Annotated in this window: 34 protein-coding genes, 1 tRNA gene and 1 pseudogene; 25 read left to right on the forward strand and 11 right to left on the reverse strand. The window is 62.2% G+C overall.

The window, feature by feature from the left end; translation table 11 throughout:
- The first annotated feature begins 9 nt into the window (after positions 1–9).
- From NO932_RS11760 to NO932_RS11835, 16 genes are all read left to right on the forward strand, one after another.
- Positions 10–243 (forward strand): hypothetical protein, encoded by a 234-nt coding sequence (locus NO932_RS11760; protein WP_309207522.1) that lies wholly within the window; start codon positions 10–12, stop codon positions 241–243.
- Positions 244–246: 3 nt separating this feature from the next.
- Positions 247–441, forward strand: coding sequence for a hypothetical protein (locus NO932_RS11765; protein WP_309207523.1), 195 nt, complete (start codon positions 247–249; stop codon positions 439–441).
- Entirely contained in the window at positions 438–845 is a 408-nt protein-coding gene (locus NO932_RS11770) for a hypothetical protein (RefSeq protein WP_309207524.1), read from the forward strand. Before NO932_RS11765 ends, NO932_RS11770 begins: the two co-directional genes overlap by 4 nt.
- A complete protein-coding gene (locus NO932_RS11775; RefSeq protein WP_309207525.1) occupies positions 832–957 on the forward strand; it encodes a hypothetical protein in 126 nt (41 codons plus the stop codon). Before NO932_RS11770 ends, NO932_RS11775 begins: the two co-directional genes overlap by 14 nt.
- Positions 954–1,154 carry a hypothetical protein gene (locus NO932_RS11780; protein ID WP_309207526.1) on the forward strand — a complete coding sequence of 67 codons (201 nt, stop codon included), beginning with the start codon at positions 954–956 and terminating at the stop codon, positions 1,152–1,154. The genes NO932_RS11775 and NO932_RS11780 overlap by 4 nt, the downstream gene beginning before the upstream one ends.
- Entirely contained in the window at positions 1,151–2,131 is a 981-nt protein-coding gene (locus tag NO932_RS11785) for a PD-(D/E)XK nuclease-like domain-containing protein (protein ID WP_309207527.1), read from the forward strand. Before NO932_RS11780 ends, NO932_RS11785 begins: the two co-directional genes overlap by 4 nt.
- Positions 2,128–3,072, forward strand: coding sequence for a recombinase RecT (locus NO932_RS11790; protein WP_309207528.1), 945 nt, complete (start codon positions 2,128–2,130; stop codon positions 3,070–3,072). Before NO932_RS11785 ends, NO932_RS11790 begins: the two co-directional genes overlap by 4 nt.
- Entirely contained in the window at positions 3,069–3,785 is a 717-nt protein-coding gene (locus tag NO932_RS11795; RefSeq protein ID WP_309207529.1) for an exonuclease domain-containing protein, read from the forward strand. The genes NO932_RS11790 and NO932_RS11795 overlap by 4 nt, the downstream gene beginning before the upstream one ends.
- Before the next feature lie 3 nt (positions 3,786–3,788).
- Positions 3,789–4,115, forward strand: coding sequence for a hypothetical protein (locus tag NO932_RS11800; protein WP_309207531.1), 327 nt, complete (start codon positions 3,789–3,791; stop codon positions 4,113–4,115).
- Positions 4,112–4,327, forward strand: a complete 216-nt coding sequence (locus tag NO932_RS11805; protein WP_309207532.1) for a hypothetical protein — start codon at positions 4,112–4,114, stop codon at positions 4,325–4,327. The genes NO932_RS11800 and NO932_RS11805 overlap by 4 nt, the downstream gene beginning before the upstream one ends.
- The gene (locus tag NO932_RS11810; RefSeq protein WP_309207533.1) at positions 4,320–4,703 is read left to right on the forward strand and encodes a hypothetical protein; all 384 of its coding nucleotides are present in this window, start codon (positions 4,320–4,322) and stop codon (positions 4,701–4,703) included. Before NO932_RS11805 ends, NO932_RS11810 begins: the two co-directional genes overlap by 8 nt.
- Positions 4,691–4,894 (forward strand): hypothetical protein, encoded by a 204-nt coding sequence (locus tag NO932_RS11815; protein WP_309207535.1) that lies wholly within the window; start codon positions 4,691–4,693, stop codon positions 4,892–4,894. Before NO932_RS11810 ends, NO932_RS11815 begins: the two co-directional genes overlap by 13 nt.
- Entirely contained in the window at positions 4,887–5,273 is a 387-nt protein-coding gene (locus NO932_RS11820; protein WP_309207536.1) for an HNH endonuclease signature motif containing protein, read from the forward strand. The genes NO932_RS11815 and NO932_RS11820 overlap by 8 nt, the downstream gene beginning before the upstream one ends.
- On the forward strand, positions 5,270–6,196 hold the full coding sequence (locus NO932_RS11825; RefSeq protein ID WP_309207537.1) for a hypothetical protein: 927 nt from the start codon (positions 5,270–5,272) through the stop codon (positions 6,194–6,196). The genes NO932_RS11820 and NO932_RS11825 overlap by 4 nt, the downstream gene beginning before the upstream one ends.
- A 3-nt stretch (positions 6,197–6,199) precedes the next feature.
- The gene (locus NO932_RS11830; protein ID WP_309207538.1) at positions 6,200–6,448 is read left to right on the forward strand and encodes a hypothetical protein; all 249 of its coding nucleotides are present in this window, start codon (positions 6,200–6,202) and stop codon (positions 6,446–6,448) included.
- A gap of 302 nt (positions 6,449–6,750) precedes the next feature.
- Positions 6,751–8,043 carry a hypothetical protein gene (locus tag NO932_RS11835; protein ID WP_309207539.1) on the forward strand — a complete coding sequence of 431 codons (1,293 nt, stop codon included), beginning with the start codon at positions 6,751–6,753 and terminating at the stop codon, positions 8,041–8,043.
- A 30-nt stretch (positions 8,044–8,073) separates the two neighbouring features.
- Here NO932_RS11835 and NO932_RS11840 read toward each other — a convergent pair.
- Positions 8,074–8,149: transfer RNA gene (locus tag NO932_RS11840), tRNA-Thr, on the reverse strand.
- Between the two features lie 108 nt (positions 8,150–8,257).
- Here NO932_RS11840 and NO932_RS11845 point away from each other — a divergent pair.
- On the forward strand, positions 8,258–8,524 hold the full coding sequence (locus NO932_RS11845) for an aa3-type cytochrome c oxidase subunit IV (protein WP_309160781.1): 267 nt from the start codon (positions 8,258–8,260) through the stop codon (positions 8,522–8,524).
- 75 nt (positions 8,525–8,599) lie between these two features.
- On the forward strand, positions 8,600–9,376 hold the full coding sequence (locus NO932_RS11850) for an NAD kinase (RefSeq protein ID WP_309207540.1): 777 nt from the start codon (positions 8,600–8,602) through the stop codon (positions 9,374–9,376).
- Here NO932_RS11850 and NO932_RS11855 read toward each other — a convergent pair.
- From NO932_RS11855 to NO932_RS11865, 3 genes are all read right to left on the reverse strand, one after another.
- Positions 9,373–10,575 (reverse strand): DUF2336 domain-containing protein, encoded by a 1,203-nt coding sequence (locus tag NO932_RS11855; protein ID WP_309207541.1) that lies wholly within the window; start codon positions 10,573–10,575, stop codon positions 9,373–9,375. The two genes, NO932_RS11850 and NO932_RS11855, sit on opposite strands and share 4 nt — an antisense overlap.
- Before the next feature lie 86 nt (positions 10,576–10,661).
- A complete protein-coding gene (locus tag NO932_RS11860) occupies positions 10,662–11,480 on the reverse strand; it encodes a transglycosylase SLT domain-containing protein (RefSeq protein WP_309207542.1) in 819 nt (272 codons plus the stop codon).
- Between the two features lie 57 nt (positions 11,481–11,537).
- On the reverse strand, positions 11,538–12,116 hold the full coding sequence (locus NO932_RS11865; protein ID WP_309207544.1) for a nitroreductase: 579 nt from the start codon (positions 12,114–12,116) through the stop codon (positions 11,538–11,540).
- Positions 12,117–12,232: 116 nt separating this feature from the next.
- Between NO932_RS11865 and NO932_RS11870 the strand changes: the two genes are divergently transcribed.
- Complete coding sequence (locus tag NO932_RS11870) at positions 12,233–13,225, forward strand: hypothetical protein (protein WP_309207545.1); 993 nt, start codon at positions 12,233–12,235, stop codon at positions 13,223–13,225.
- A gap of 1,485 nt (positions 13,226–14,710) precedes the next feature.
- On the opposite strand, the gene thrS is transcribed toward NO932_RS11870, so the two are convergent.
- The 4 genes from thrS to NO932_RS11890 form a co-directional block, all read right to left on the reverse strand.
- Positions 14,711–16,684 carry a threonine--tRNA ligase gene (gene thrS / locus NO932_RS11875; RefSeq protein WP_309207546.1) on the reverse strand — a complete coding sequence of 658 codons (1,974 nt, stop codon included), beginning with the start codon at positions 16,682–16,684 and terminating at the stop codon, positions 14,711–14,713.
- A gap of 181 nt (positions 16,685–16,865) precedes the next feature.
- The gene (locus NO932_RS11880) at positions 16,866–17,081 is read right to left on the reverse strand and encodes a hypothetical protein (RefSeq protein ID WP_309160774.1); all 216 of its coding nucleotides are present in this window, start codon (positions 17,079–17,081) and stop codon (positions 16,866–16,868) included.
- 194 nt (positions 17,082–17,275) lie between these two features.
- Positions 17,276–17,584: a membrane protein insertion efficiency factor YidD gene (yidD, locus tag NO932_RS11885; RefSeq protein ID WP_309207547.1), complete on the reverse strand. Its 309-nt coding sequence runs from the start codon at positions 17,582–17,584 to the stop codon at positions 17,276–17,278.
- A complete protein-coding gene (locus NO932_RS11890; protein ID WP_309207548.1) occupies positions 17,584–18,012 on the reverse strand; it encodes an iron-sulfur cluster assembly scaffold protein in 429 nt (142 codons plus the stop codon). The genes yidD and NO932_RS11890 overlap by 1 nt, the downstream gene beginning before the upstream one ends.
- Before the next feature lie 181 nt (positions 18,013–18,193).
- Here NO932_RS11890 and folE point away from each other — a divergent pair, with 181 nt between their 5' ends.
- Together folE and hisI are read left to right on the forward strand one after the other, a co-directional pair.
- Positions 18,194–18,823 carry a GTP cyclohydrolase I FolE gene (gene folE, locus NO932_RS11895; RefSeq protein WP_309160772.1) on the forward strand — a complete coding sequence of 210 codons (630 nt, stop codon included), beginning with the start codon at positions 18,194–18,196 and terminating at the stop codon, positions 18,821–18,823.
- 7 nt (positions 18,824–18,830) lie between these two features.
- A complete protein-coding gene (gene hisI, locus NO932_RS11900) occupies positions 18,831–19,277 on the forward strand; it encodes a phosphoribosyl-AMP cyclohydrolase (RefSeq protein WP_309207549.1) in 447 nt (148 codons plus the stop codon).
- Between the two features lie 44 nt (positions 19,278–19,321).
- Here the strand turns inward: hisI and NO932_RS11905 are convergent, their stop codons facing one another.
- Positions 19,322–20,074, reverse strand: coding sequence for a rhomboid family intramembrane serine protease (locus NO932_RS11905; protein WP_309207550.1), 753 nt, complete (start codon positions 20,072–20,074; stop codon positions 19,322–19,324).
- A gap of 189 nt (positions 20,075–20,263) precedes the next feature.
- On the opposite strand from NO932_RS11905, the gene NO932_RS11910 reads away from it, so the two are divergent.
- Together NO932_RS11910 and NO932_RS11915 are read left to right on the forward strand one after the other, a co-directional pair.
- Positions 20,264–20,914 (forward strand): PAS domain-containing protein, encoded by a 651-nt coding sequence (locus tag NO932_RS11910; RefSeq protein ID WP_309207551.1) that lies wholly within the window; start codon positions 20,264–20,266, stop codon positions 20,912–20,914.
- A gap of 83 nt (positions 20,915–20,997) precedes the next feature.
- On the forward strand, positions 20,998–21,630 hold the full coding sequence (locus tag NO932_RS11915) for a PilZ domain-containing protein (protein ID WP_309207552.1): 633 nt from the start codon (positions 20,998–21,000) through the stop codon (positions 21,628–21,630).
- On the opposite strand, the gene NO932_RS11920 is transcribed toward NO932_RS11915, so the two are convergent.
- The gene (locus NO932_RS11920) at positions 21,623–22,441 is read right to left on the reverse strand and encodes a type II CAAX endopeptidase family protein (RefSeq protein ID WP_309207553.1); all 819 of its coding nucleotides are present in this window, start codon (positions 22,439–22,441) and stop codon (positions 21,623–21,625) included. The two genes, NO932_RS11915 and NO932_RS11920, sit on opposite strands and share 8 nt — an antisense overlap.
- A 278-nt stretch (positions 22,442–22,719) precedes the next feature.
- Here NO932_RS11920 and NO932_RS11925 point away from each other — a divergent pair.
- Together NO932_RS11925 and NO932_RS11930 are read left to right on the forward strand one after the other, a co-directional pair.
- Positions 22,720–23,067, forward strand: a pseudogene (locus NO932_RS11925) (cell wall hydrolase); the annotation flags it as partial.
- A gap of 136 nt (positions 23,068–23,203) precedes the next feature.
- Positions 23,204–23,821 (forward strand): transglutaminase-like cysteine peptidase, encoded by a 618-nt coding sequence (locus tag NO932_RS11930; RefSeq protein WP_309207554.1) that lies wholly within the window; start codon positions 23,204–23,206, stop codon positions 23,819–23,821.
- A 94-nt stretch (positions 23,822–23,915) separates the two neighbouring features.
- On the opposite strand, the gene NO932_RS11935 is transcribed toward NO932_RS11930, so the two are convergent.
- Complete coding sequence (locus NO932_RS11935) at positions 23,916–24,767, reverse strand: universal stress protein (protein ID WP_309207556.1); 852 nt, start codon at positions 24,765–24,767, stop codon at positions 23,916–23,918.
- Positions 24,768–24,774 lie beyond the last annotated feature (7 nt).

Here is a 24,774-nt window from a genome sequence, read left to right on the forward strand (position 1 = left end):
GAGGCGAGCATGGCCATTGAATTCAGAAACGGCGCTTCGGTGCATCAGATTTGGGGCGACTTGGCCGAGGGACAGTGCATGGCCTCGTTCCAGTACTTCGAACACGCCCTGATGTTTGCCGAAGCCTACATGGCGGGCAGGCCGAACGAGAGCGAGCGTCTGTTCGTGGTCAGCCACTATGACGGCAAGTCCCGCATGGTCGGCAGGATCGACCCTGCGCACGACGCAAAGATGGCGAGCTGACCCATGGACATCCGCACCGCCACCACCCTCCGCAAGAACATCATCCGCACCATACGGGAAACGGCAGATGCCGATGATGCGGCGGACAAGATCATCGGGCTCGTGGGTGAAGCCGTGAACCTGTCAGACAATCAAAACCCGATCAAATCTTCCATCGCCCTCGTGGACGAGGCGCAGAGCAAGGCAGCAGGGAAATGAGCGAGCACAAATTCACACCCGGCCCGTGGAAGCGTGGCGACTGCGATAGCTGGATCATCTGGGCGTCGGGATACGCTTCAACCGACTGGATCAGGTGCGAACCGGGACCAGAAGCGGTTTGTGTCGCATCTCTTGACGTTCCCGCTTGGGCGCAAGTCGAAACTGATGGCGTCACCCGTGAGGCTTGGCTTGCCGAAGCCTCTGCAACAGCCGACCTGATAGCCGCCGCGCCGGAGATGCTGGAGGCGCTAGAGCCGCTAGGCGAACACGCCACCATGCGGGCTGTCGATATGCCGGAATGGCGCGACCGCGACATGGTGCAGATCGTCGTCACCATCGGTCAGCTTCGGGCCATCCGCAATGCCCTCGCCAAGGCCACCGGAGGCCCCCATGACAAGGAATAACCTCCTCGCCGCCCTTTACCTCACCCCTGCCCTCGCTCTGGCGATTGCATGGGCCGTAGAACAGCGGTTCGACATGCCGTTCATCGATGCCGTGCAGGTGCTGTTCTCATGAGCGCCGCCGATCCCATGATGGTGTTCTTCTCCCAGAAAGCCCGCGCCCTTGCCGACGCCAATGATCTCGGAGCCCTCAAGGCCCTGATTGATGAGGCCGTAGAGGACAAGCGCAAAGGCTTCGGCCCTCCGCTTTCCGAGATCAACACCGCCATCGACCTGGAACAGAAACTCAAGCGCGAAGGAGAAGCAGCGTGACAGTCCATGGCCCAATCAAAGCCGGCGGCAAGATTACCAAGCCCGGCGTTTATGACCTGCCGATCACTGAATACCATTCGCAGTGCTGCGATGGCCCATCGATCAGCTCGAGCGGCATCCGTGCCATCCTCAAGAGCCCGGCACATTACTGGAAGCACTCGGACCTGAACCCGAACCGTGTGGAGCAGGACGATGCCGAGGCGTTCATTCTCGGCCGCGCGGCTCACCACCTTCTGCTGGGCGAAGCTGACTTCGCCAAGCACTTCGTCATCCGGCCCGACACGGCGCCCGATGGGCGGGCGTGGAACGGCAACAACAAGTCGTGCCGGGAATGGTTGGACGAACAGGCGGCGCGCGGCATCACCGTGCTTACGCCGGCCCAGATTGAGAAGATCAAAGGCATGGCCGGGCTCCTGCCTTGGCAGAAGGGGATGACCAACTGCGGCTTGGCCAACACGCCGCTGGTCGCCCAGGGCGGTGCGCTTTCCGGTGAGATTGAAAAGTCGCTGTTCTGGCGCGAGGGAAATGTTTGGGTGAAGGCTCGCCCCGACGCGATCCCCGGCGACAGCAACGACTTCGCAGACCTCAAGACGATCAGCCCGCGCAACGCCGAAGGGATGAGCGACCGCAACATCGCAATGGCCGTCCATGACCACGGGTATCACGTGCAAGGCGCCGTGGTGGGCATGGCTGCCGATCGGGTGCTTGGCCGCAAGATGGAAGGCTTCCATCTCGTGTTTGTGGACACGGGGAACGTCCATGCCGTCTCGATCAAGACCCTCGATGACGCCGATATCGTCCTCGGAGAGCGCGCTGTGTACGTCGCCCTTCAGATCTTCGAACGCTGCCTCGAAACCGGCATCTGGCCTGGCCCCACGGCCCGGCAGGCCGATGCCATGCGCCTTTCGATCCCGCAATGGGGAAGAGACGCAACCGAACGATACCTCGATACACTGGAACAGGAATTCGCCGCATGAGCACCGAAGTCGCAACCCAACAGGCGAGCCGGGAAACCATGCCCATGACTTCGGTCGGCATGGCGAACGGGGAAGCTGGCAACCGGATCACTCCGCAGAACCTTGGCGAAGTCGTCAAGTTCGCTGAGGTCATGTCCCGCGCGGGCAAGATGCTACCGCCTCACCTTCAAGGCGATGTCGGCGCCTGCATGGCGGTCGCGCTCCAGGCGTTCGAATGGGAGATGAACCCCTTCGCGGTCGCGTCCAAGTCCTATTTCGTCAATCAGCGTGTTGCCTACGAGGCGCAGTTGATCGCCGCAGTGGTCAATACCCGGTCTGGCATCGAGGGGCGCTTGCGCTACGAGTTCGAGGGCGAAGGCAACACCCTCAAGTGCATCGTGACCGGAACGCTCGACGGGCAGGAATGCACTTACGAGACGCCGACCTTCGGCCAGATCACGACTAAGAACTCCCCTCTGTGGAAATCGGACCCGCGCCAGCAGCTTGGCTATTTCGCCGCCCGGTCCTGGGCTCGCCGCCACTGCCCCGAAGTCCTGCTCGGCGTCTACGACCGCGAGGAAGCGGCGACGATGAAGGATGTCACGCCTGCCCAGCCGCAGGGCACCGGGCTGGCCGCTCGCCTCTCTGGTGGAAGCAACGGATTCAACGCCGACAATGTGGGCGCCACCCTGGACGCCACAGATAGCTCAGGAGCGGCGAAAGAGCCCGAGACGAATCAATCCCCCGCCGAGGCCGAAACGCCCGCCCGTGACTTCGAGGATTTCCCCGGCGACCTGCCGAACGCTGATGGCGACGTGATCGAGGCGAAGCGGGAAGGCCGGCGCGCCTTCCATGCTGGCGAGCCGCGCGAAGCGCCCGACGACTTTACCGATTCCGAAAAGACCGCATGGCTTATGGCATGGGATGCCGAGGCCGACGCTATGGAGGCCGCAGCACAATGAGCGCACTTCCCCTTGGGCTTGATGAGCCCCGTATCATCCGCGTGATTGATCTCGAAACTTCTGGACTTCCCGATGATGAGGGCGCCGAGATTGTGGAGGTCGGTTTTGTCGATGTCCTGCTCGACAACCTCTCGATCGTTCGGCAATGGTCGACGCTGGTGAAGCCCTCCAAGCCCATCACCCCGAAGACCATGGCGGTCCACCACATCACGAACGAGGAAGTGGCCGAAGCTCCGGCGTTCGCCCAGGTGATGCCCTATATCAGCAAGGGCTTATCCGAGCATGACCTGTTCTGCGCCCACAACGCGAAGTTCGAGCGTCACTTCCTGAGCATGTTCGGACACCGTTGGGTCTGCACCCACAAGTCGGCCATGTCGATCTGGCCCGACTTTGAGAGCCACAGCAATCAGGCCTGCCGTTACGAGCTTGGCCTGTCTCTTGACAAGACATTGGCCGAGCCGCCGCACCGCGCCCTGCCCGACGCCTATGTCACGGCGCACATCCTGATCGAATGCCTCAAGCACCGCCGGGCGCTCGATCTGGTGGCGATCACCGAAAGCCCGGTTCTTCTGCGCACCGTCACCTTCGGTAAGCATCGTGGCAAGTCCTACGAGGAACTGGCCCGAACCGATCGCGGCTACCTCGAGTGGATGTCCCGCCAGGACATGGACGAGGACGTGCGCCACACCGTCAAGCACTGGCTGGGCAGGTGAGCCATGAGAGGGAAATTCACAAAGGGACCGTATCGGGCGATCGGTTCGGCCATCTATGCCGACCACCCCCAAGAGGTTGATCCCGCCGTCTATCGTGGCTTCACAGAGCCGGAAGGCGAGCGGAAATACCTGATTGCCGAGAGCATCCCGCACAAGCCCACGCGCGACCTCTTGAGCGCTGCACCGCACCTCTATGATTTCGTGGCCAGCCTTGAAAACGATGACGGCTCCCTGCCCGCTTGGGTTTGGGAGTGGCGCAACAGGCTCTTGGCGTATGCCCATGGCGAGACCGACGAAGATCCGACACCGGGCCGCAGGAGTGCGTCATGACCATCTCCAAGCACGTCAGAGACGCCGCCCGCATCATCCGCCGCTACTTTATCGCCCCCTATAGGCAGCGCAAGCTTGCCAGGGCCCTTGGCTGCGATGACGCCCTGACCAAGTTCCGGGCCGCTAAGCGCGACCACAAGGCCACCAAGCCCCACATCGCTGCCATCAAGGCGGCGAACCTCTCCAAGCTGAGGAGCGAGACTTATGGATAAGGCGAAGCTGGAAGCGCTGCTTGAGCGGGTGGAGAAAGCGACTGGGCCGGATCGGGAGTTGGATCACTTGATCCACGACCAGACCGTCGAGTCCATTGGATCGCGCATGTACAACACCAAGGAGAACGGCGGGAGCTTCATAGCCGCGGACATTACTGCACCGCTCTACACAGCATCGATCGACGCATCAAAGGCGCTCGTGAACCGCAAGTTCCCAAACTGGCAGTTGAACATCCATGACTACGGGATGATGGCCGAGGCGTCGATTGGCTCATGGATATCGGAGCCGCGATCTGAGGCGCCTACCGCGCCACTGGCTATCATCAAAGCACTGCTCAAGGCCCTGATCGCTCAGGAGGTCACATGCGCAAACTGAGCCCCGACGAACAGCGCGCCCGCGACCTCATCGCGGCCAATGGGGGCTACTACTGCCCCAGCGATGAAGCCCTTGCGGAGCCCATCATCATGGACACGCTAAAGGGGCTGATACGCAAGAAGCGGCTGTACGCCATTGAGGCGGACGTGCCGGCCTTTCGGCTGACCGTGGAGGGCATGCGCGATGCCTGACCTCGAACTCATCCCCCACACCAAGCGCCGCAAGATGACGAAGGCCAGGGCAGCGAAGATTTTCCTTCGCGAGCAGGGCCAGTGCTATCTCTGCAAGCGCAAGCTCCGCGTCGGGGTGGATTCATACCAGATCGAACACCCCGTTCCGCTGGCTCTCGGAGGCTCTGACGCCGATGAAGACCTGCGGGTGGTCTGTATTCCCTGCCATAAGTCAAAGACCGCCACAGACGCCGCCAGCAAGGCCAAAAGGGACCGTTTGGTGACGGCGGGGCTCAAGACAGCCAAGCGGTCGAAATTCCAGTCACGGGGCTTCGCTAAGGCCGAGCCTCAACGCAGCGCAACACGCCCAATCATCAAGCGGGAAAGGACTGACGCATGAGCGCCGAACCCAGCCTTATCGAACAGGCGATCATCGAGCATTGGGGTGAACGCTGCCCTGAATACGAGGCCGGTTGCCATACTTGCGAGGCGTGGAAGGAGTATGAAGCCATGACCCAACAGAACCAGTCCCCGGTAGTGACGGATGAAATGGTGGAGCGGGCAATCAAAGCTTGGCCTGATGGGCTTCACGATCCGCGCAACAAAATTGCTATGCGTGCCGCCCTCGAAGCCGCTCTGCCCTCTGGGGTGAGGGTAGATGAGCCTGAATGGCCCGATGTTGCTGAAGATGACCCGCGCGTAATGATTGCAGCCAAAGCCATTGCCGAGCATGGGATAGGACGGAAATGGGACGATTTTGAACCCGTCAATGCTTACGACTTCGACCACGGCGACTTGATTGAATATGGCCGTGCTGCGGTCGCCGCTCTATCCGCCATCGAGCCCGCCCCCTCCCCCTCCCACGCCGAAACAGTCGCTCCCTACGCCGCTGCCCCAGCGCCAGCCGAACTGGAAGTGGTGGCGACAGCTTGGACATACATCGGCCAGCGCCATGTAGACTTTCGGTTTGAGCCTGATGCCCGCTCAATAGAACTCGGGCACCTATCCGAAGTCACACCTCTCGTCCGCCTCACCGACGCCCAGGCTGCAATTGCTGCGGCAGAAGAGTCCGAGAACGAAGCGAAGGACTCCTTCTGGGCGATCTATCCTGAATGGATAGAGTTGAAGGGTCATGGCATTTCGACCGAGGCAGCGCGTGCCATGTTGGTCGAACGTGCCGAAGCCGCCGAAGCCCGCGTTGCCGAGATGGGGAAGGAACGGGACCGGCTACGAGCAGCGTTGGGTGAAATCCAAACGTTGTATCAGGTGACGCATTGCCATGCCGCTGCCCGCGAAGCCCTTCACCCAGAAAGGGAGGGATAACGGATGGCCAGTAACAACCCGCTGTTCGGGCACAACAACCCAATGCACCATCAAGGCGCGAAGTGGGACGGTCACCGATCAATTCGGTTCGGGTCCGGGGAAGGACTTGCGACGGTGGCCTATTCCTATCTCCTGTCCGATGCCGAAATGTGGGATGCCGCCGAGCGGATTTCGCTTCTGTGGAACCTTCATGTCGGAGAAAGCAACGACGATCTTCGCGCAGCCCTAAAGGAGCGCTCCAATGAAGCCTGAGTGGTGCCCGCTGATCGCTGCATGGGCTATGGGGTGGTGAGCCATGAGGCGAAGGCCACCGACATTCCCGGCAGATGCATGGCCGCCGCGCATGCTTGCGGACATGGCCGCCGCATTCTGTGGCGAGCGGCACGTCGAGGACTTCCTTGAACGCGTCGGAGAGATTTATCCACAGCCCCGCGTTGTCGAATCGAAGCGCAGGAAATTTTGGTATCGTGCCGATCTCGAGCGCGCCCTTGGCATAGTCCAGGCGCCGACAGGGATGGGAGAGCGATTCCGTGAAAAGGTCAGGGAAGTCGGGCGTGGTTGAATTGCCTCGCTACGTCCACCGGATCATCAAGCGCCGCAAGGGCAAGGATCCGGTGGAATATTACTTCTACACCCGGCACCGCAACACGCCCGAGGCATGGCCCTCGATCGGTGTTCCGCACCCCCTGACACGCGAGTTCCAGGACGCCATATCCATCTGCGGCCATCTTGAGCGCGAGGATGACGGCTGGAAGCTTCACGGCGCTGCCCTGCCCGACCACAAGGCCGAAGATTTCTGGCTAACCGCGCAGAAGGTCCATGCGGCTTGGCATAGGCGCCAGCATGAGGACGCCAAGGACTTCACCGCTCTTGTCGATCAGTTCAACGACGACAGCAATCCAACCTGGGCAAAGTTGGCCAAGTCAACGCGCCTCAACTATCGCCGGTCCGGCGAGATGATAAAGGCAGCCTGGGCGTTCGATCTTCCGTCAGAGTTGACCGCGGTAGATGCCCAGCAGGCCATTGATGCCCTGGCGGATACGCCGGCCACGGCCAACCAGTTTAGGGCCTACCTGTCTAGACTGATGGCTTGGGGTGTCCCACGGGGGTTCAGCACGAGCAACCCGGTTCAGTTCACCGACAAGATACCCGGCGGCGAACCTTGGACGCCTTGGCCGGATTGGGCGTTCGATGTGCTTTTCGAGCATGCGCCTTTCAACATGCTGATGCCCGCCATCTCTGCTCTGTTCACGGGGCAGAGACAAACCGATGTGCTGGGAATGGAGAGGCCGAAGCTGGGGGAAGGCGTGATCGCCGTTACGGCGCAAAAGACCAAGACCACGGTCTGGGTGCCCATTCACTCAGGTTATAGACCATGGCTCCAAAGGGCGGAGGCGATGTACGCCGCAGCGAACGAAGCGAGGGTCGCCGCCGACAAGCCAGCGATTGTCAGCAAGGCATTGCACCTGGGCGTGAAGGGGCACCCCTACAAGGCCGCCGATGGCTTCCGCACCGAATGGCAGAAGATGATGGATACGCCGCCGTTCCATCGCTTCCGCGAGGAGCGGATCGTTTTCCACGGCCTGCGCAAGAACGCCGTGATCAACTTGCTGGAGGTGGGGTGCACCGAAGCTGAGGTCGGCTCGATCACCAACATGAGCCCCAAGATGGTTCAGCACTACGGCAAAGACGTGAGTAAGAGGCGCCTTGCGGTCAATGCGATGAAGCGTTTGGAGGAGAATTGGGACAGCGTGGCGCCCCGATTCCTGGAACAGGAACAGAACGCGAATTGGAAACCGGCAACCAGAATTGGAAACCGTTGGGCCAAGAGCTATCGGGAGAAATAGGCGGAAACGCCCACGGGCCGGGGGTTCTGATGGTGCCGGCAGCAGGACTTGAACCCGCGACCCTCTGATTACAAATCAGATGCTCTACCAACTGAGCTATACCGGCATCGGCGAGGTTGCTAGCACCAGTCCATCGCCGATGCAAGCGAGCCTTATGCGGAAACCTCCCGGCAGCTTTGCCGTTTAGGGAGTACCAGCCTATGGAGGGCAGACCATGAGCGAAGCACAACTCGTCAGCGTCGATCCGGCAATCGAAGAGCCAACCCCGGCTCAGCTCGACGCCGAATATACCGAGCATACCAAGACCTATAACGGCTTTCTCCATCTCACCAAATGGTTCCTGATCCATGTCCCGCTTCTGCTGCTCGGGCTCTATGCCATGACCTTGGGCGGCTCGATGGCTGGCGGGGTGGTGTTGATGGTCATCGCGGTCGCCGCGCTCATCTACGGCATTTTGTCCACCCCGGCCTCGGCGCACTGACGCTGGCCAGACCACGGCCTGCATGCTAAATCCCCGGACGGCAATGTGATTTGTCTGCGGCCGGGGAGAATAGGCTTGGCGCTTTATACCGACGGCAAGGTTGCCTTCGTGTCGTCCGACACGGCCGAGGCGCGCGCCGCACGCGAAATCCTCGTCGCCCGGCACGGCGACGCCGGTATCGAGAATGCCTCGATCGTCGTCGCGCTCGGCGGCGACGGGTTGATGCTCGAAACGCTGCATCGGGTGATGGACCGCAACATTCCCGTTTATGGAATGAACTTCGGCTCGGTTGGCTTCCTTATGAACGAGTACAGCCCCGACGCTCTCGACGTGCGGTTGAGGGCCGCGATGCCGACCACCATTCATCCCCTCAAGATGCGCGTTACCGACGCAGAGGGAACGGTTTCCGAAGCGCTGGCGCTGAATGAGGTTTCGCTGTTTCGCTCGTCCTACCAGGCGGCCAAGATCCAGATCCGCATCGATGGCGATGTCCGGCTCGAAGAGCTCATCTGCGACGGCATCATCGTTGCGACCCCTGCCGGATCGACGGCCTATAACCTCTCGGCTCATGGACCGATCCTGCCGATCACCGCACCACTCCTGGCGCTCACCCCGATTTCCCCGTTCCGCCCGCGTCGCTGGCGGGGGGCGATCCTTTCCAATCGCGCCAATATCAGCTTCACCACGCTGGAAGCGGGAAAGCGCCCGCTTAGCGCGGTGGCCGACAATGTGGAATTCAACGAGGTGATCGAGGTGCGGGTGCACGAGGATCGGCGGCACTCGGCGACCCTGCTGTTCGATCCGGGCCATAGCTTGGACGAACGGGTGCTCATCGAGCAGTTCCGCTATTAAGCGGCCGGCAAGGCAAGGCGGCCGGCGCTCATGTCCGGCAGCATGATTTCGTCGGGAGCCTCTGCGGCAAAGGCCGGCATGACGCCGCGCGCTGCAGTGCGCGCCAAAGCGATGTTCTGCTCGTTGAGATAGGCGAACGCCTCATCGAGAGAGGGCGGCAGAACGCCGTCATGTTCGGCAATCAGTTCCTCTATGAGGAGAGAAACCACGTAGTGCCGCGCCGCGATATCGTCGGCGAGATCGGCCTTGCGTGCGTGGCCGACCATCCGTGCCAGCAAATTGCGCACCGCCGGCGTGAACCCGCAACGGGTAAAGAGCGCATGCAGCGCGGCACGGCTGCCGCCGTCGAGAATGGTAAAGACCTTGGCGCGCGGGGTGCCGGAAAGCTGGGCCAGGGCATCTGCGAAAAACAGCACATGCCCATGCACCAGCGCATGCAGCATCAAACGCGCGTTGATCCGCTCGCCTTCTGCCATGGCGGCGACATAGCCGCGCGCGCCCCTGCCCGCCTCGCGTTCGCCGATAGCGGTCGCCGCGTTGTCGCACCCGTCACGCAGCAGACGCTCAAGCCGGCGAGGCTGGACCGAGCCTTTTACGATCCGCAAATCGGACAAGGCCGCGCGCACCCGCTCCACGAGATGCAGCCGGGCAATTCCCGGCAGGTCGCGGCGCTTGAGTAAAACGCCGCGCACCCTGGCATCATCTCCCCATTTGTCCGCCAAGGCGATGTAGTCATCTTCAGGCAAACCGATATCTGCGCGATCGAGGACGCGGACACAAAGGTCGGGCTCTCCCTGACGGACGAGGGCCAACGCGACCCGCTGGCTGAGTGCGGGCCGTGCCGTCATCGCGACAAGCATGTCGGGATCGCCCGAACGGATGATGCCCATGAGATCAGAATCGAGCAGAACCGGCGAAAACTGCACGACGGCCCGTGAAATGACCGGCGCGTCCTGGGCCAGCGCCAGCATGATGGGGCGCGGAGCACGTTCGGAATGCAGCAGTCCATAGGCGAGCGCGGCGCGCACCTTGACGGACGGGTCGTCGAGAAAATTCATGAGCGCCGCATAGAGCGCCGCCTGTTCGTCGGCCGGCCCCTTGTGCCCCAGATAAGCCAGCGCAGCCATATGTGCCGCCTGCCCGCGCTCCTCGCTGTTCCGCGATTGCGACAGTTGCACGTAACGCTGATAGGCGACCATCTGTAACCCCAAACCTTCCTGCGCCGGACCTTAGCGGGCAACGCTTAAGGATTGGTTCACCATAACGCCGGTCGGCTGCGCGGGGATTACTCGCCTGAATAAAAGCCGCTGAACAGCGCCCTGCCCGGTACGGCCTCGGGCGGCTCGACCGGCGACGCGGCGGGTGGAGCTACCTCCGTCGAAAACAGCGAAGTGAACGACACGCCGGGCGGGATCAACGGTTGGCTATCGAGTTCGACGCGCGAAGGCAGCGCCTGCTGGCTGGCCAATTGCTGCACCTCGAAGGCTGCATTGGTGGGTGCGCCGCCATGGCGCGCGACCAACACCTCATAGACTTCGCGAACGGTGCGCGGCCGTCCGCCATCGTAGAAGATTGTCGGATTTGCCGCGGCCGGGCGCGGAAAGGCTGTTGCCGCAATGGCTTCGGGGTTCTGCAGTCCCAGCTCGAAAAACCGCTCGGCGCCGCTGGGGCCCATGAAGTGGGCGATATAGAGTTCGCCCGGGCTCGGCATGCGGCCGAATTTCTCCAGTAGATAATCGCCGTTGCGCCGCGTGAAAGCCGCCGCCAGGTCGGCCGAAACCTGCGGATCGTGGCGCAGGTCGAGAATCTGCTGGCGCACCGCCGGATCGGGGACGAAGAATTCGCCGTCATTCTCATGGATCTGATCGGCGAAGTCCTGGTAGCCGAGGCGCGGGCCTTCGGATTTCATCACTTCGAGCCAGGTGCTCTCGATGAACTGGAAAAGCCCGGTCGCCGACGAGGTTGGCGCCTTGGCGGCCGGGTTGAGGCTGCTTTCCCGGATCGCCGTCTGCAGCAGATAGTCGAAATCCACGCCGTTGCGCGTCCCTGCCCGGTCAAGGGCATAGGCAATGGGTTGCGGAATCGAGGAAATCGGCGAGGCCATGAACGTCCGACTCGGGTGATTATGGTTAATGAAACCCTACCAGCGGTTAATGCTCGGTTAACCCTCCCAGTAGGTGGTGAGCGCTTGTGGATCGGGGCGGTCGCGATCTTCGAGGCGGGTCTGCGGCGTGCCGATATGGACAAAGGCGACGAACCGCTCGCCTTCTCGAGCGCCCAGCATCGCGACAGCCTCATCGTCATAGGCGAACCAGCGGGTCACCCAGTGAGCGCCGAAACCGAGCGCGTTGGCGGCATGGCAAAGGTTGAAGGCGACGTTGCCGGCGGCCAGCAATTGTTCGAACTCGGGGATTTTGACATGCGGCGCAGCGGTCGAGATCACCCCAACGGTGAGCGGCGCGGGCAGGAACTGATCGCGCTCTATGGCAAGCTGTTCCTCGGTGCGCTCGGGCCATTTCCGCTGGGCAATGTCGTAAAGGCGCTGCCCCACTTTTTCGCGCGCCGCGCCCGCAAAAATCACGAATCGCCAAGGGGCGAGCTTGCCGTGGTCGGGAACGCGACACGCAATCGTGAGGAGTTCGGCGAGCTGGTCCTGGGTCGGTCCAGGTTCCGCCAGGAACGGTGCGGTAACGGTGCGCCGGGAGCTGAGATAGTCACGCAGGGCGGTATTGACGGTCATAACGGAAATTGGGTCCTAACTTGCTCATCGCGCTCCCTTATGACACAGCTTTTACCCAATCCAAGAATAGGAATCGCCGCCATTTCGTGGCGGGAGGTTCGGCAAAGAGTGGGCTGATGCACCTGCGTAAACTTTTTTTCCTGTGCGTTCTCATCATTGGTGCCGTTCCGGGATTTGCCCAGGAGATCGACGAAGATCTCGTGGCTCCTGTTCCCCCTCCCCGCCCTGCCGAATTCGGCGGTTCCGCTCCGGCGGCAGACGAGGACTCCGGCGACGATCCCTCCATCGTCATCGACGGAACCGAGCTCGATGCCGGTCCCGACGCGCAACCCGATTTTTCCGGCATCACCGATCCGCAGCCCGTGACGCTTTCCGCACGGCTGTCGGACGATGGACCCTTCATACCCGATGGGTTGGTGTGGCGTGTGTTCGACACGCGCACCGACGCCAATGGCGAACTGGCCCTGGTCGCCAAATCGGAGGAGGCAACGGCCAGCCTGAGCCTGCCCCCCGGGGAATATATAATGCATGTCGCCTATGGACGGGCGCAGGCGAGCGACAGGCTGTTCGTCGAGCCCGGCCCCAACACCCACACCATGGTCTTCGAGGTGGGCGGCCTGCAACTTGCGGCGATGATCACCGGCGACGTTCCGATCCCCGACGAACTTCTGCGCTTCGACATCTATTCGGATGGGCCAAACGGGCGCGTAACGATCGCGGAGAACGTGAGCCCGAACGAATTGATCCACCTCAATGCCGGGATCTATTCGATCGTCTCGCGGTTCGGGCCGATCAACGCCGTCGTGCGCTCCGAACTGCGCGTTGAATCGGGCCAGATCACCGAAGCCACGCTCTATCACAAGGCCGCCCAGGTGGCGTTGCGGCTGGTTTCCGAAGAAGGCGGGGAAGCCATCGCGGACGTCGAATGGACCATCCAGACGCCAGAGGGGGAAACGATCTTCTCCGATATCGGCGCCTTTCCGGCCACCGTTCTGGCCGAGGGCGACTATCTGGCTTTGGCCAAGCTGGGCGAGAACGTCTACAACCGCGAATTCGAAATCGTACCCGGCAGCCCTCGGGAAGTGGAGATTTTGACGACGGTTTACTGATGGGCTCCTCTCCGCGTGCACAAGCGCCCGACGGCCTTGGGCCTCGGTTTGCTGATGGATAGACGGCATGGGGCGATGAACGCCTCGTGCTGTATTTGTTAGTATGAAGCGATCATCGCCCCATGCGTCCGGGATTTTGGGCTTATGGCGGCTTCTCGGGCTGGGGGTTGTTGGGAAGCCACCACTTCTGGCGTTTCCCGCTGCCCCTCCGAGTTTCCCCGGTGCGACGTGGGAGTGATTGGATTGGTGGTCCGCTCACACCTGTTATCCACATCCGGCCATCTGTCCGCTTTGGGCCTCCCCCACGGCGACCCGTGAGGAACCCGAACCGATCCCGCCCAAACGTTCGTAGCGCTTGCGTCCATATGCGCGGGGTCGTGAGGGGGAGTATGGGGCAAGCGCAGGGGGCGGGGATAAGTTTTTTGCAAAGCCTGCCTTGGGAGCAATCGACGACATTACCCCGACGGTTTCACCCCGGGCTTGACCCGGGGCAAGGTATGCGCACCGTTTCCGGCTCTTGCGATGACGCCAGCTCAGCGCCCCCCTCATCCCCAGCCCTTTTCCCACCAGGGGAGAAGGGGGCTCTTGGGGGAGCGTTGGGGATAACAAGCACGGTGTTAGTGTTTGCCCCTCTTACCCCTCTCCCTCAAGGGGAGGAGGGCTCTTGGGGGAACGTTGCGGCTGGGGCTCAAGCGCTGAGTGTACTGGATCCCGGCTCAAGGCCGGGATGACGGTGGGTGGGGTGATGGTGGGTATCTTCAAGGCTGCTGGAGGCCTCCGCAGTAGAGCGTGGAGCGGTCCGGAGACGGGGGCGGTGCCCTGCCTAACCCCACCGTGTCGCCCCGGGCTTGACCCGGGGCAAGGTATGCGCACCGTTTCCGGCTCTTGCCATGACGCCAGCTCAGCGCCCCCCTCATCCCCGGCCCTTCTCCCACCAGGGGAGAAGGGGGCTCTTGGGGCATGTTCCTGAGAGAAACCAGGAGCGCTGTGCTTGTGTGTACCCCCGTTACCCTTCTCCCCTGGTGGGAGAAGGTGGCCGCGAATGAGGGGGGCTCGGCATATCAGCGGCCACCGGCGGTGATTGTTGAGGCTCAGCGCACCCCTCATCCGCCCCTCCGGGGCACCTTCTCCCTCAAGGGGAGAAGGGCGATTGGCGCAAGCGTTGCAGCAAGAAACTCGTCGCTCTTCGTCTCCAACCTCTCCTCGCGTCATTGTCGGGCTTGACCCGACAATCCGCAACGCTGCCTGTGGTGCGGGAGAGGTTGGGGACGCACTTCTGCTGAACAGCATGGGAGCCTTGCAGGTCTCCGGGTCAAGGCCGAAGACGACGAAGGGGGGAAAGGTTAGCAGGTATCTCAACGAGGGAGAGCGTTGCCCCCCTGCCTCACCTCCACCCGTGTTATCCAGGCCTTGAGCCGGGCCGCAAGCGGCACGGATATCCGCGCCGGCGCGGAGAAATCCCCGGCGCATTGCCGGGGATAAGACTTACGCCGCTTTGCGCTTCAAATCCGGCGGGGTCACTTCGGCTGCCAGTTCGGCGATCGCGTCGGCGACGGGCTTGACCGTCTGGCCCTGACTGCCAAGCTGGCGGATGGAAACCGTCTTTTCTTCCGCCTCGCGGCGCCCGGCCACGAAGATGAACGGCACGCGGCCGACCGAGTGTTCGCGCACCTTGTAGTTGATCGACTCGTTGCGGGTGTCGAGCTCGGCACGGATGCCCCTCGCCTGCAACTCGGCAACGACTTCACGTGCGTACTCGTCGGCGTCCGAGACGATGGTGGCGACGACCACCTGCACCGGGGCGAGCCAGAGCGGCATGCGGCCGGCATAGCTTTCGATCATCATGCCGATGAAGCGCTCGAGCGAGCCGAGGATCGCCCGGTGCAGCATGACGGGGCGCTGGCGCGAGCCGTCCTCGGCCACGTAAGAGGCCTCCAGCCGCTCGGGCATGACGAAATCGAGCTGCAGCGTGCCGCACTGCCAGGAGCGGCCGATCGCATCCTTCAAGTGAAACTCGAGCTTGGGGCCGTAGAAAGCCCCCTCGCCCTCGGCGATCTCGAAGCCACGGCCGGTGGCCTTGAGCGCGTCGCCCAGGCTCTTTTCAGCCAAATCCCAAACGGCATCGTCACCTGCGCGGGTTTCGGGCCGCGTGGCGAGCAGGATTTTGACTTCCGTGAAGCCCATATCCGCATAGACGGAATCGAGCAGCGCGCAGAACTTTTCGGTCTCGGCCTGGATCTGATCCACCCGGCAGAAGATATGCGCGTCGTCCTGGGTCATCTGTCGCACACGCATCAGGCCATGGAGGGCGCCATGCGCCTCGTTGCGATGGCAGCAACCGAATTCGGCAAGCCGCAAAGGCAGATCGCGGTAAGACTTGATGCCCTGGTTGAAGACCTGCACGTGCGCGGGACAGTTCATGGGCTTCAGCGCCAGAAGGTTGGCATCGGCCGAAATCTCCGGCTGGTCGCCTTCGGTCGAGGGCGTCTCGTCGGGCACCACGAACATGTTCTCGCGGAACTTGCCCCAGTGGCCCGATTTCTCCCAGAGCTTGTTGTCCAGAAGCTGCGGCGTCTTGATTTCCTTGTAGCCGGCATCGTTCAGACGGCGGCGGATATATTCCTCCATCTGATTGTACATGACGAACCCCTTGGGGTGCCAGAACACCGATCCCTGCGCCTCGGGCTGGAAGTGGTAAAGATCCATCTCCTGCCCGATCTTGCGATGATCGCGCTTTTCAGCCTCCTCGATCATGTGGAGGTGCGCGTCGAGCTGGTCCTTGCTCGCCCAGGCCGTGCCGTAGATGCGGCTCAGGACTTCGCGGTCGGAATCCCCACGCCAATAGGCGCCGGCCACCTTGGTGAGCTTGAACGCCTTGCCCACATCCTTGGTCGTGCGCATGTGCGGGCCGCGGCAAAGGTCGAACCACTGGCCCTGCTTATAGATCTTGACGTCCTGGTCCTCGGGGATGGCATCGACGAGTTCGACCTTGAACTGCTCGCCCTTGGCGGCAAAGACCTTCTTGGCCTCGTCGCGGCTCCAGACTTCCTTGGTGAACTCGGCCCCGCGATCGATGATCTCCTCCATCTTCTTTTCGATGGCGCGCAGATCGTCTTCCGAGAACGGCTCGGCGCGGTAGAAATCGTAATAGAAGCCGTTTTCGATCACCGGGCCGATCGTCACCTGCGTATCCGGCCAAAGCTCCTGCACCGCCTCGGCAAGCACGTGGGCCGTATCGTGACGGATCAGTTCGAGCGCCGCTTCGTCGTCGCGCAGGACGAACTCGATCGCCCCATCCGCTTCGAGCGGATCGGAGAGATCGGACAAAACGCCGTTCCAGCGCATGGCGACGGTCTTTTTCGCCAGAGATTTGGAGATTCCCTCGACGATGGTGGTCCCGGTGGTGCCCGATGCGTAATCACGCACTGCACCATCGGGGAACGTCACCTTGATCGCCATTTTTCAATCTCCATAAATGCCACAATCGGCGGATGCCCAATCAACTTTAAGTTGAATGGAGGCGGGTTGATTAGCACGATTGAGCGGCAATTCCAGCCCTCTTGGCGATCCCAATACGCAAGCAAAAGGCGCCGTCGTCCAATGACACGGCGCCTTGCTGGCCGAACGGACAAGATTGAGTTTATTCGGTGACCGTCACTTCGGGCAAATCGACGGACACGCTATCCGCTCCGCCTCCACCGCCGTTGAATACGGCGCCGAAGATCCAGAACGCCAACAGGATAGCCAGGATAAACAGCACGACGCCGGCGATCACCCCGGCAGGGCCTCCGCCGCCGGAAACGACGGTTTGGCGCTCGGTGGGAGTTTCGATGATGGTTTCGCGTTCGATGGGCATGGGAGCAACTTCCTTGGTCGAGGAAAGTGTGCCCCCGACCGGAGCGGGGGACTCTGGTTGATGGAGCGCGCCGGGGGCACACTGTATTGTCGTACCGACGCTGCAATAACGGGCTTACTGCCGGTCGGTTCCAATCCAAGTCATTGATTTTAAATTGACTTTTTACTGACGCACATGTCAGCGAAAAGTCAGGTTCATCGCTCGGCGCGCCATTTCCCATAGCGCCACGGCGCATACCACCGTGCCGCGCCAGGCACAGTCTCAGGCACTGGATCATAGCCGTGCGTGCCGCCCGGCCGGCAGCGCCAGATGCGGCCTGCGCCCATCCAGCCGCCTGGCCAGAAGCCGTGCTTGAGAATGGCATCGCGGGTGAATTCCGAGCAGGACGGCGCATGCCGGCATTGGCGGCCCATGACGGACGAGAGTGTGTAACGGTAGGCCTGAATCAGGAGATAGGCAGACCATTTGAAGGGCCAGTCGATGACCGCCCAGATCCGATCCATCACGCCCCTGCCCTGTCGAGCGCCTCGGCCACCGCGTCGAACACCAGGAGCGTCGAGGCATGACGGGCGGGGAATCCGCGAACCGGCGCGAGATATTTGAGATCGTCCCAGCGCCCGGTTGGCGCCGGACCGTCGGATTTGAGCATGGCGATCATCTGCTCGCGCAGGGCGCGCAACTCGGCGGGGGTTGCGCCGACGATGTGCTCGGCCACGATCGCCGCGCTGGTCTGGCCCAGCGCGCAGGCATTGACCGAGGCGCCATAGGCTGCGACGGCCCCATGGGCCAGCTTGAGATCGACCTCTATGGCCGAGCCGCAGACGCGGGAGACCTTGCGCGCCGACCCGTCGGGCGCATCGAGTCGCGGCATCTGGCGGGCGGCGCCGGCAATTTCGAGGATGCGGTTGCTGTAGAGGTCGGAAAATTCCATCTCGGGCCCGGTTCGAGGTCATAATCGACCATCGTTCACTCAAACTTGCCAATCTGTTTTCTTGTCGAAAGGCACGCCAAAACTATATAAGGAGCCGTGCGCGGGCCTGCAAACCCATTGGGCCCAGATGCAACCCTTCGGCGCCTGCGGACGAAAGGCACCGACAGCAGGGGACTTCCCGATGGAAATGAACGTCAAGCCCAAACCCCTCGCCCCGACCGCGCTCGATCGGGTGATCGAGCGCCCCAGCCGGGAAGAAGCCGAAGCTGCAGTGCGCACGCTTATCGCCTGGGCTGGCGACAATCCCGACCGCGAGGGCCTGCTCGACACGCCGCGCCGCGTTGCCGACGCCTATCGCGAGTTTTTCGCCGGCTACGAGCAGGATGCGGCAGCGATTCTGGAAACGACCTTCACCGAGGTAGGGGGCTATGACGACATTGTGCTGGTGCGCGACATTCCCTTTTCCTCCCATTGCGAGCACCACATGGTGCCGTTCGTGGGCAAGGCGCACATCGCCTATCTGCCCCATGACGGCGTCGTAGGCCTTTCCAAGCTGGCTCGGGTAACCGACGTCTTCGCCAAACGGCTACAGACGCAGGAAAACCTCACCGCCCAGATCATCGAGGCGATCAACGAAGCGATCAACCCGCGCGGCGCGGCAGTGATGCTGGAGGCCGAGCATATGTGCATGTCCATGCGCGGCGTGCAAAAGCATGGCTCTTCGACCGTCACCCACCGCTTCACCGGCGTCTTCGCGGAAGACCGCCAGGAGCAGGACCGGTTCTTTGCCCTGATCCGGGCCGGGCGCTGAGTTCCCCATGCAGTTTACCGATCCCGCAACGCTCTCGAAGGCCGAGCTCGAATCCGGCTCGGTCTTCGCGCCGAAATTCGATGCCAACGGGCTGGTTACCGCCATCACTGTCGAGGCGGGGACCAATGAGATTCTGATGGTGGCCCATATGAACGCCGAGGCGATCGCCGAAACGCTCGGCTCAGGCTACGCCACCTATTGGTCGCGCTCGCGCGCAAAGCTCTGGAAGAAGGGCGAAAGCTCGGGCGAACTCCAGGAGCTGGTGGAAATGCGCACCGACTGCGACCAGGACGCCATTATCCTTGTCGTGCGGCAGACGGGGCACGGAGCGGCCTGCCACACGGGGCGAAAGAGCTGTTTCTACCGCAAGGTCGAGGGCTCTGATGGCGAGGTTCGGTTGGTGGACACCGGTGAGCCGCGCCTGTTCGATCCAGCGGACGTTTACCGCCGCTGATCCCCGATTCCAGCAGAAGCCTTTGCGGCAGGCACGAATGTTCCCTACCGCCCCTGACGCCGCCGCGCCACGGCGTCCAATGCCGAGGGCAACAGCAGCCCGGTGAGGAATCCACCGATATGGGCTTCCCAGGCGATGGCGATGCTGGCGCCAAGGATCATCGGGGCGAAGCCGATCAAGAGGTTGAGCCCCATCCAGAAGATGATGAAGACGCGGCTGCGCGGATTGCGGAACACGCCTGAAAGTGTGGCGGTGCGCCGGCCCAGCGGCATCGGCTCATCGGTCTCGGCGTTTCTGCCCCAGATCACAGGCTCGAAGATGAATCGCATGGCCGCGCCGGTCAGCGCAGAGACGCCTCCCGAGGCTCCCAAGAGGACCGCGAACTGATTGACCGAAAAGGTCAGCGCCAGCGTCTGCACAAGAGCCCCCGCCAAGGCGCCGAGCAAAAAGACGATCAGCACGCCGGCCGCCCCGTAGCGCCGCCCGACGGGCGTGCCGAAAATGGCGAGCCAGGCGGTGTTAATGGCCAGGTGCATGTAGTCGACATGCAGGAAGGCGTGGGTGAATCCCGTCCAGAGCAGAGGCAGCGCCCCGCCAGGCCATTGCGCGGCGTTGAAGAACCGGTCGGGAATGAAGGCGAACCAGATGCGCAGATTGCCCAGTCCGTACTCGTCCAGCACGAGATCGGCAGCGACGTGAATGGCCCACATCAGCCCCACCAGGACCGCGACGATGCCGGGCACGTTGAAGATGGGCTCCCGGCGCGGTTCGCTCGACGGATCGGGACTGTCGGACATCTAAATTCCCTTATATTGCGGTCGCTTGCCTAAGGTTCCACCGCTTATCCACATGGGTGGCGTGGAAATTAACCTTAATGATTGTTTAAGAGCGCTTTTGCGCAGCGAATTTGGCAGTGTTGCGTTACATCGGCGAGAGCTCATCTAAGGGCTCCCGTGCCATCGATCCAGGGACCAGCCAGGACTAAAATGCAACAGCGCTCAACGAAAACGCTCTACTCCTATTGGAACGAGATCCGTGGCGCCCGTTCGACTCCCGAACGCCGGGACATCGACCCTACACGGATTCGCGACGCGTTGGCCCACACCTTCATCCTCGAATCGATCGACGGCATCGAGTTCTCCTTCCGGCTTGCCGGCAGCCATATCTGCGCCACCTATTGCCGCGAGCTCAAGACCCGCCCCTTTTCGTCCCTCTGGGCCCTGGGCGACCATGATGCGCTGGAAACCCTGATGCGGGCCGTGACCGAAGATCACGCGGTTGCGCTGGTGACGTTCGAGGGCCAGACCGAACGCGGCGAAAAGCTCGGCTTCGAGATGGCGCTGTTCCCGCTGCGGCACAATGGTGTCACCACCACCCGCATGCTCGGCGGGCTCACGGCGCTCGATGCGCCCTATTGGCTGGGCATCCACCCCATAATCGATCAGCGCATCACCGGACTGCGGCTCATCTGGCCAGATGACAGGGACACGATGACCCCCGAGGGCTATCGCAAGGCTATGGCCGACGATATTGCCGCGGTGGTGAACGACACCCATACTCCCCTACCCTCCACCGTCTCGGGCTTTTCGGCGCGCCGCTATGCCCATCTGGCCGTGATCGACGGCGGCAAAGCCTGACGCGCCAGAGACCTTACCGTCCGTTAACGCTGTGACGGATATTGTTGGAACGAAAACCAGCAGCGATCAGGGCGGACGCGGCAATGCTCATCGACAATACGGCGCACGGGCCCAATCCCGTCGTCTCGCCGACCGGCGAAGACGATGGACGTTTCCAGCGCGTGCGCGTCTCGATCCTGGGCCGCTACATGCTGGTCGACCGCCGCGAATTTCCCTGCCAGATCATCGAGATGTCGCCCGGCGACGCGCTGGTCGTCGCGCCGGTTTCCGGCCGGGTAGGTGAGAAGATCATCATCTATCTCGATCATCTGGGCCGCGTTGAGGGCACGATCCTCGAGCTTGCCGATGGCGGCTTCCGCATGGACGTGGTCGCCTCGCCCCGCAAGCGCGAGAAGATTGCCGCACAGCTCACCTGGCTGGCCAACAAGGACCTCCTGAACCTGCCCGAAGATCGGCGGCACGAACGTGTGGTGCCCGACATTCGCCACTCTTCCATCCTGCTCGAGGATGGCCGGCGCTACAATTGCAAGATCACCGACATCTCGCTTTCGGGGGCCGCCGTCGAGATCGATGTGCGTCCGGCGCTGGGCACGCCCATCACGCTGGGTCGCATGCGGGCCCGCGTGGTCCGTCATTTCTCCGATGGCATCGCCGTGGAATTCGCCTCGGTGCAGGAGATGCTGACCGTGGTGCAGCAGAACCTGCGGATTACCTGACCTCCGCCTGGCTCCGGGCGGGACGGTTCAAAGCGTCAACCACCATCAAGGCCAGCGAGAACGGGACCACGCCGAGGGCGATCAGTTGAAGCATGTCGGCGCCCTCGACAGCGAAATGCCCACGCTCCGCGTTGAGGAGAAGCTGAGCGACCGTTTGGAACGCCACATGCAGGCCGATCGCGGTCCAGACCGATCCCGTAGCGCCACGCACCATTCCCAGCACAAGGGCGATAAAGAAGAACAGGACCAACCGGTCGAGCGCGGGAGCGCCTGTCCCGACAGTCCAGAGCGCGGCGCCCCAAAGGGCAAACAGCGCGGCCTGCGCGAAAATGGCGCCCCAATAGCCGAGCCGGGCTTGGAGATTGACCTGGATATAACCGCGAAACGCCAGTTCCTCGGGCAAGGCCTCGTAGAGGAAGACGAGGGTGATGAGCAGAGGCACGAACAGCGCGATCTCGCCGATCGGTGCGGTCGGCGTTATGCTCGCCCATCCGGTGGACAACACAATGAGAAAACCGAGCGCCGATGGCAGCAGGAACGCCAGCGCGCCGACGATGAAGTTGCGAAATGCGGTGGGGGACAGATCCAGCCCCAGGCTGGCCACCGATTTTCCGTCGACCACAAGACGAGCCATAACGACCATCGGAACGGCCAATAGGGTGGCAAGAATTGCGCTTGTTACGTGTCCGCCAAGCGAATAGCCAGCCGGGCCGGTGCCCCAGATGATGTCGCGCAGTGCCGACAGCAGTAACCAGATGGCGACCATGGCCACCCACACGATCCCGACCCGAACGTATGCGGATGCAATCATCGCCTCCTCCGTACTCAAGACTTTAGAGCAACGGGCCGGCGGTGCAACGAGCGATTCGTAGTGAACCGATCCTTAACCCTGACGCTCGTATTGTAGCTGCCAGTCGCGCATGTCCGGTCGCGGGGGCGGGTTCGGACGGCGCAACCACCCGCGTATTCTGGATGGTTTTAGTCATGCGTATCTCCAAAAAGGCCTCCGCCGTACTGGTCAGCCTTACCGCCCTCACCTCGCTCTCCGGCTGCGTTTCGCTGTTCGGGCTGGGCGCAAAGAGTTCCCATGAGTGCATGACGCGCGTCATGTATTTCGAATCCAATCGCTCGAGCCCGGACGGGATGCTGGCCGTTGGCACCGTGGTGATGAACCGCGTCGCCTCGCACCAATTCCCCAATGATGTGTGCTCGGTGGTTGGACAGAAGAACCAATTCGCCGATGGCGTGCTACAGCGGAAAATGACCGAGCAGCGTTCCGTGGCGCTGGCATCGCAGATGGCTTCGCGCGTGCTGCGCGGCGAGCGCCATCCCGGCGTTTATGACGCCATGTATTTCCACACCGCCGGACTGAGCTTCCCCTACCGCAACATGCATTATGTGCTGGTGGCGGGCGGCAACGCATTTTACGCGCGGCGCTGAATCGATCCCGCAGGATTTATGCCTAACGGCTTGTAAATCAAGCCGATAAAACACGCATAAAAACTGCGTGGCAATTTTTCGATCGGGGCAATTGCCGCCCCCTATCGTGATCTTCGTCGGGGAGATCACGATAATGAAAAAAACATCGATCCTAATTTCGGGCCTTGTCGCCCTCATCGCAGCAACCGGAGCGGCCGCCCAGGAGGCCCGCATCCAGACCGCCTATGCCGAAGTGGCCGCCGTGCAGACCTCCATCCCTGTGGGCCACCTCGAATACTGCCAGAAGCGGCCCTATGACTGCCAGCCTATGGCCTCGGCAACGCCGGTGGCCCTCAATGACGATCTGTGGCGCGAGCTTCAGGACGTCAACAACCATTTCAACACCACCGTCACCGCCGTTTCCGATCAGGACCTCTACGGCGTCGGCGAGTTCTGGACGTACCCCACCTCGGGCTATGGCGATTGCGAGGATTTCGTGCTGGCCAAGCGCCAGGCGCTGATCGAGCGTGGCTGGGAACCGGCCAACCTTTTGATTTCCGTGGTGCGCCAGCCCAATGGCGAAGGTCATGCCGTGCTCATGGTGCGCACCGACCGTGGCGATCTGGTTCTCGACAACCAGGAAGGGCTGATTAAGCTCTGGAACGATACGCCCTATACCTTCCTCAAGCGCCAGTCCCAGGCCCATGCGGGCCAGTGGGTCGACATTCTCCACGGCCAGAACGTGACCGTGACCGCGACCGCCGGCTACTGAGGAATTCAGCCCTTATTCGGGCAACAGATCCACTCCCCGACAGGAGTGAAACTTTGGGCCAGCCTCGTTTTCGAGTGCTGGCCCTTTTTTCCTGCTAGCGGAACAGAAGAACCGGAATCTTGCACGACCGGATCATCTCGGACGTGGTCGAACCGATGAAGAGATTGCGGATGCGCGAATGGCCATAAGCCCCCATGACCAGCAGGTCGGCGCCGCTTTTTTCGACCTCGTCCGCAATCACCTGTTCGGGCTGGCCGGGCTTGACCTCCGCGACCACTGAATGACCGGCCCCCCGCAGCCTTGCCGAAACGCTTTCGAGCTTGGCCCGCACCTCCGCGTTTTCGTTGCCCGCGGTGAGCAGACGAATATCAAGGCCGGCGAAGGCTCTGTTGCCGCAGATATGGTCGATGGCTTTCATGACGCTAGGGCCGGCGTCAAACGCCACGAGCACCAACTGGATGGGCTGGAAGGCACGCGAGGCAACCAGCACGGGGCGGCTGGAGGAGCGCACGACCCGCTCCACATTGGAGCCCAGATGCATCTTCGCAAAATCGGCCGCCTCGCCCCGCTTGCCCACGACCACGATAGCCGCACCCGCTTCGGCCTCCACGAGCGTCTCGACGAGATCGCCCGACATGAGACGCGAGCTGACGGAGCTGACCCCATGCTGCCTCACGATCGCCTCGGCATCTTCGAGGATGGCGCGGCCCTTTTCCCGCGAAAGGCGGGCCCGGGTTTCGTCGAGTTCGCTCAACTCGGCCAGAAGCGCCGATCGGGCACCGAGCGCGATCGAACCGCTCAGATCGAGATGTCCAATGTCGCGGCGGCCGATGACGTGAAGGATTTCGACACCCCACCCTGCCCGATCCGCAAGCCATGCGGCGTGATCGCAAACGCTCCTGGAATAAATGGAGCCATCGACCAGAGCCAAAAGTTTATCAGACATGATCCCT

Origin of the sequence: Pelagibacterium sp. 26DY04, assembly GCF_031202305.1 — a bacterium.
In the GTDB taxonomy this organism is placed as follows: Bacteria; Pseudomonadota; Alphaproteobacteria; order Rhizobiales; family Devosiaceae; genus Pelagibacterium.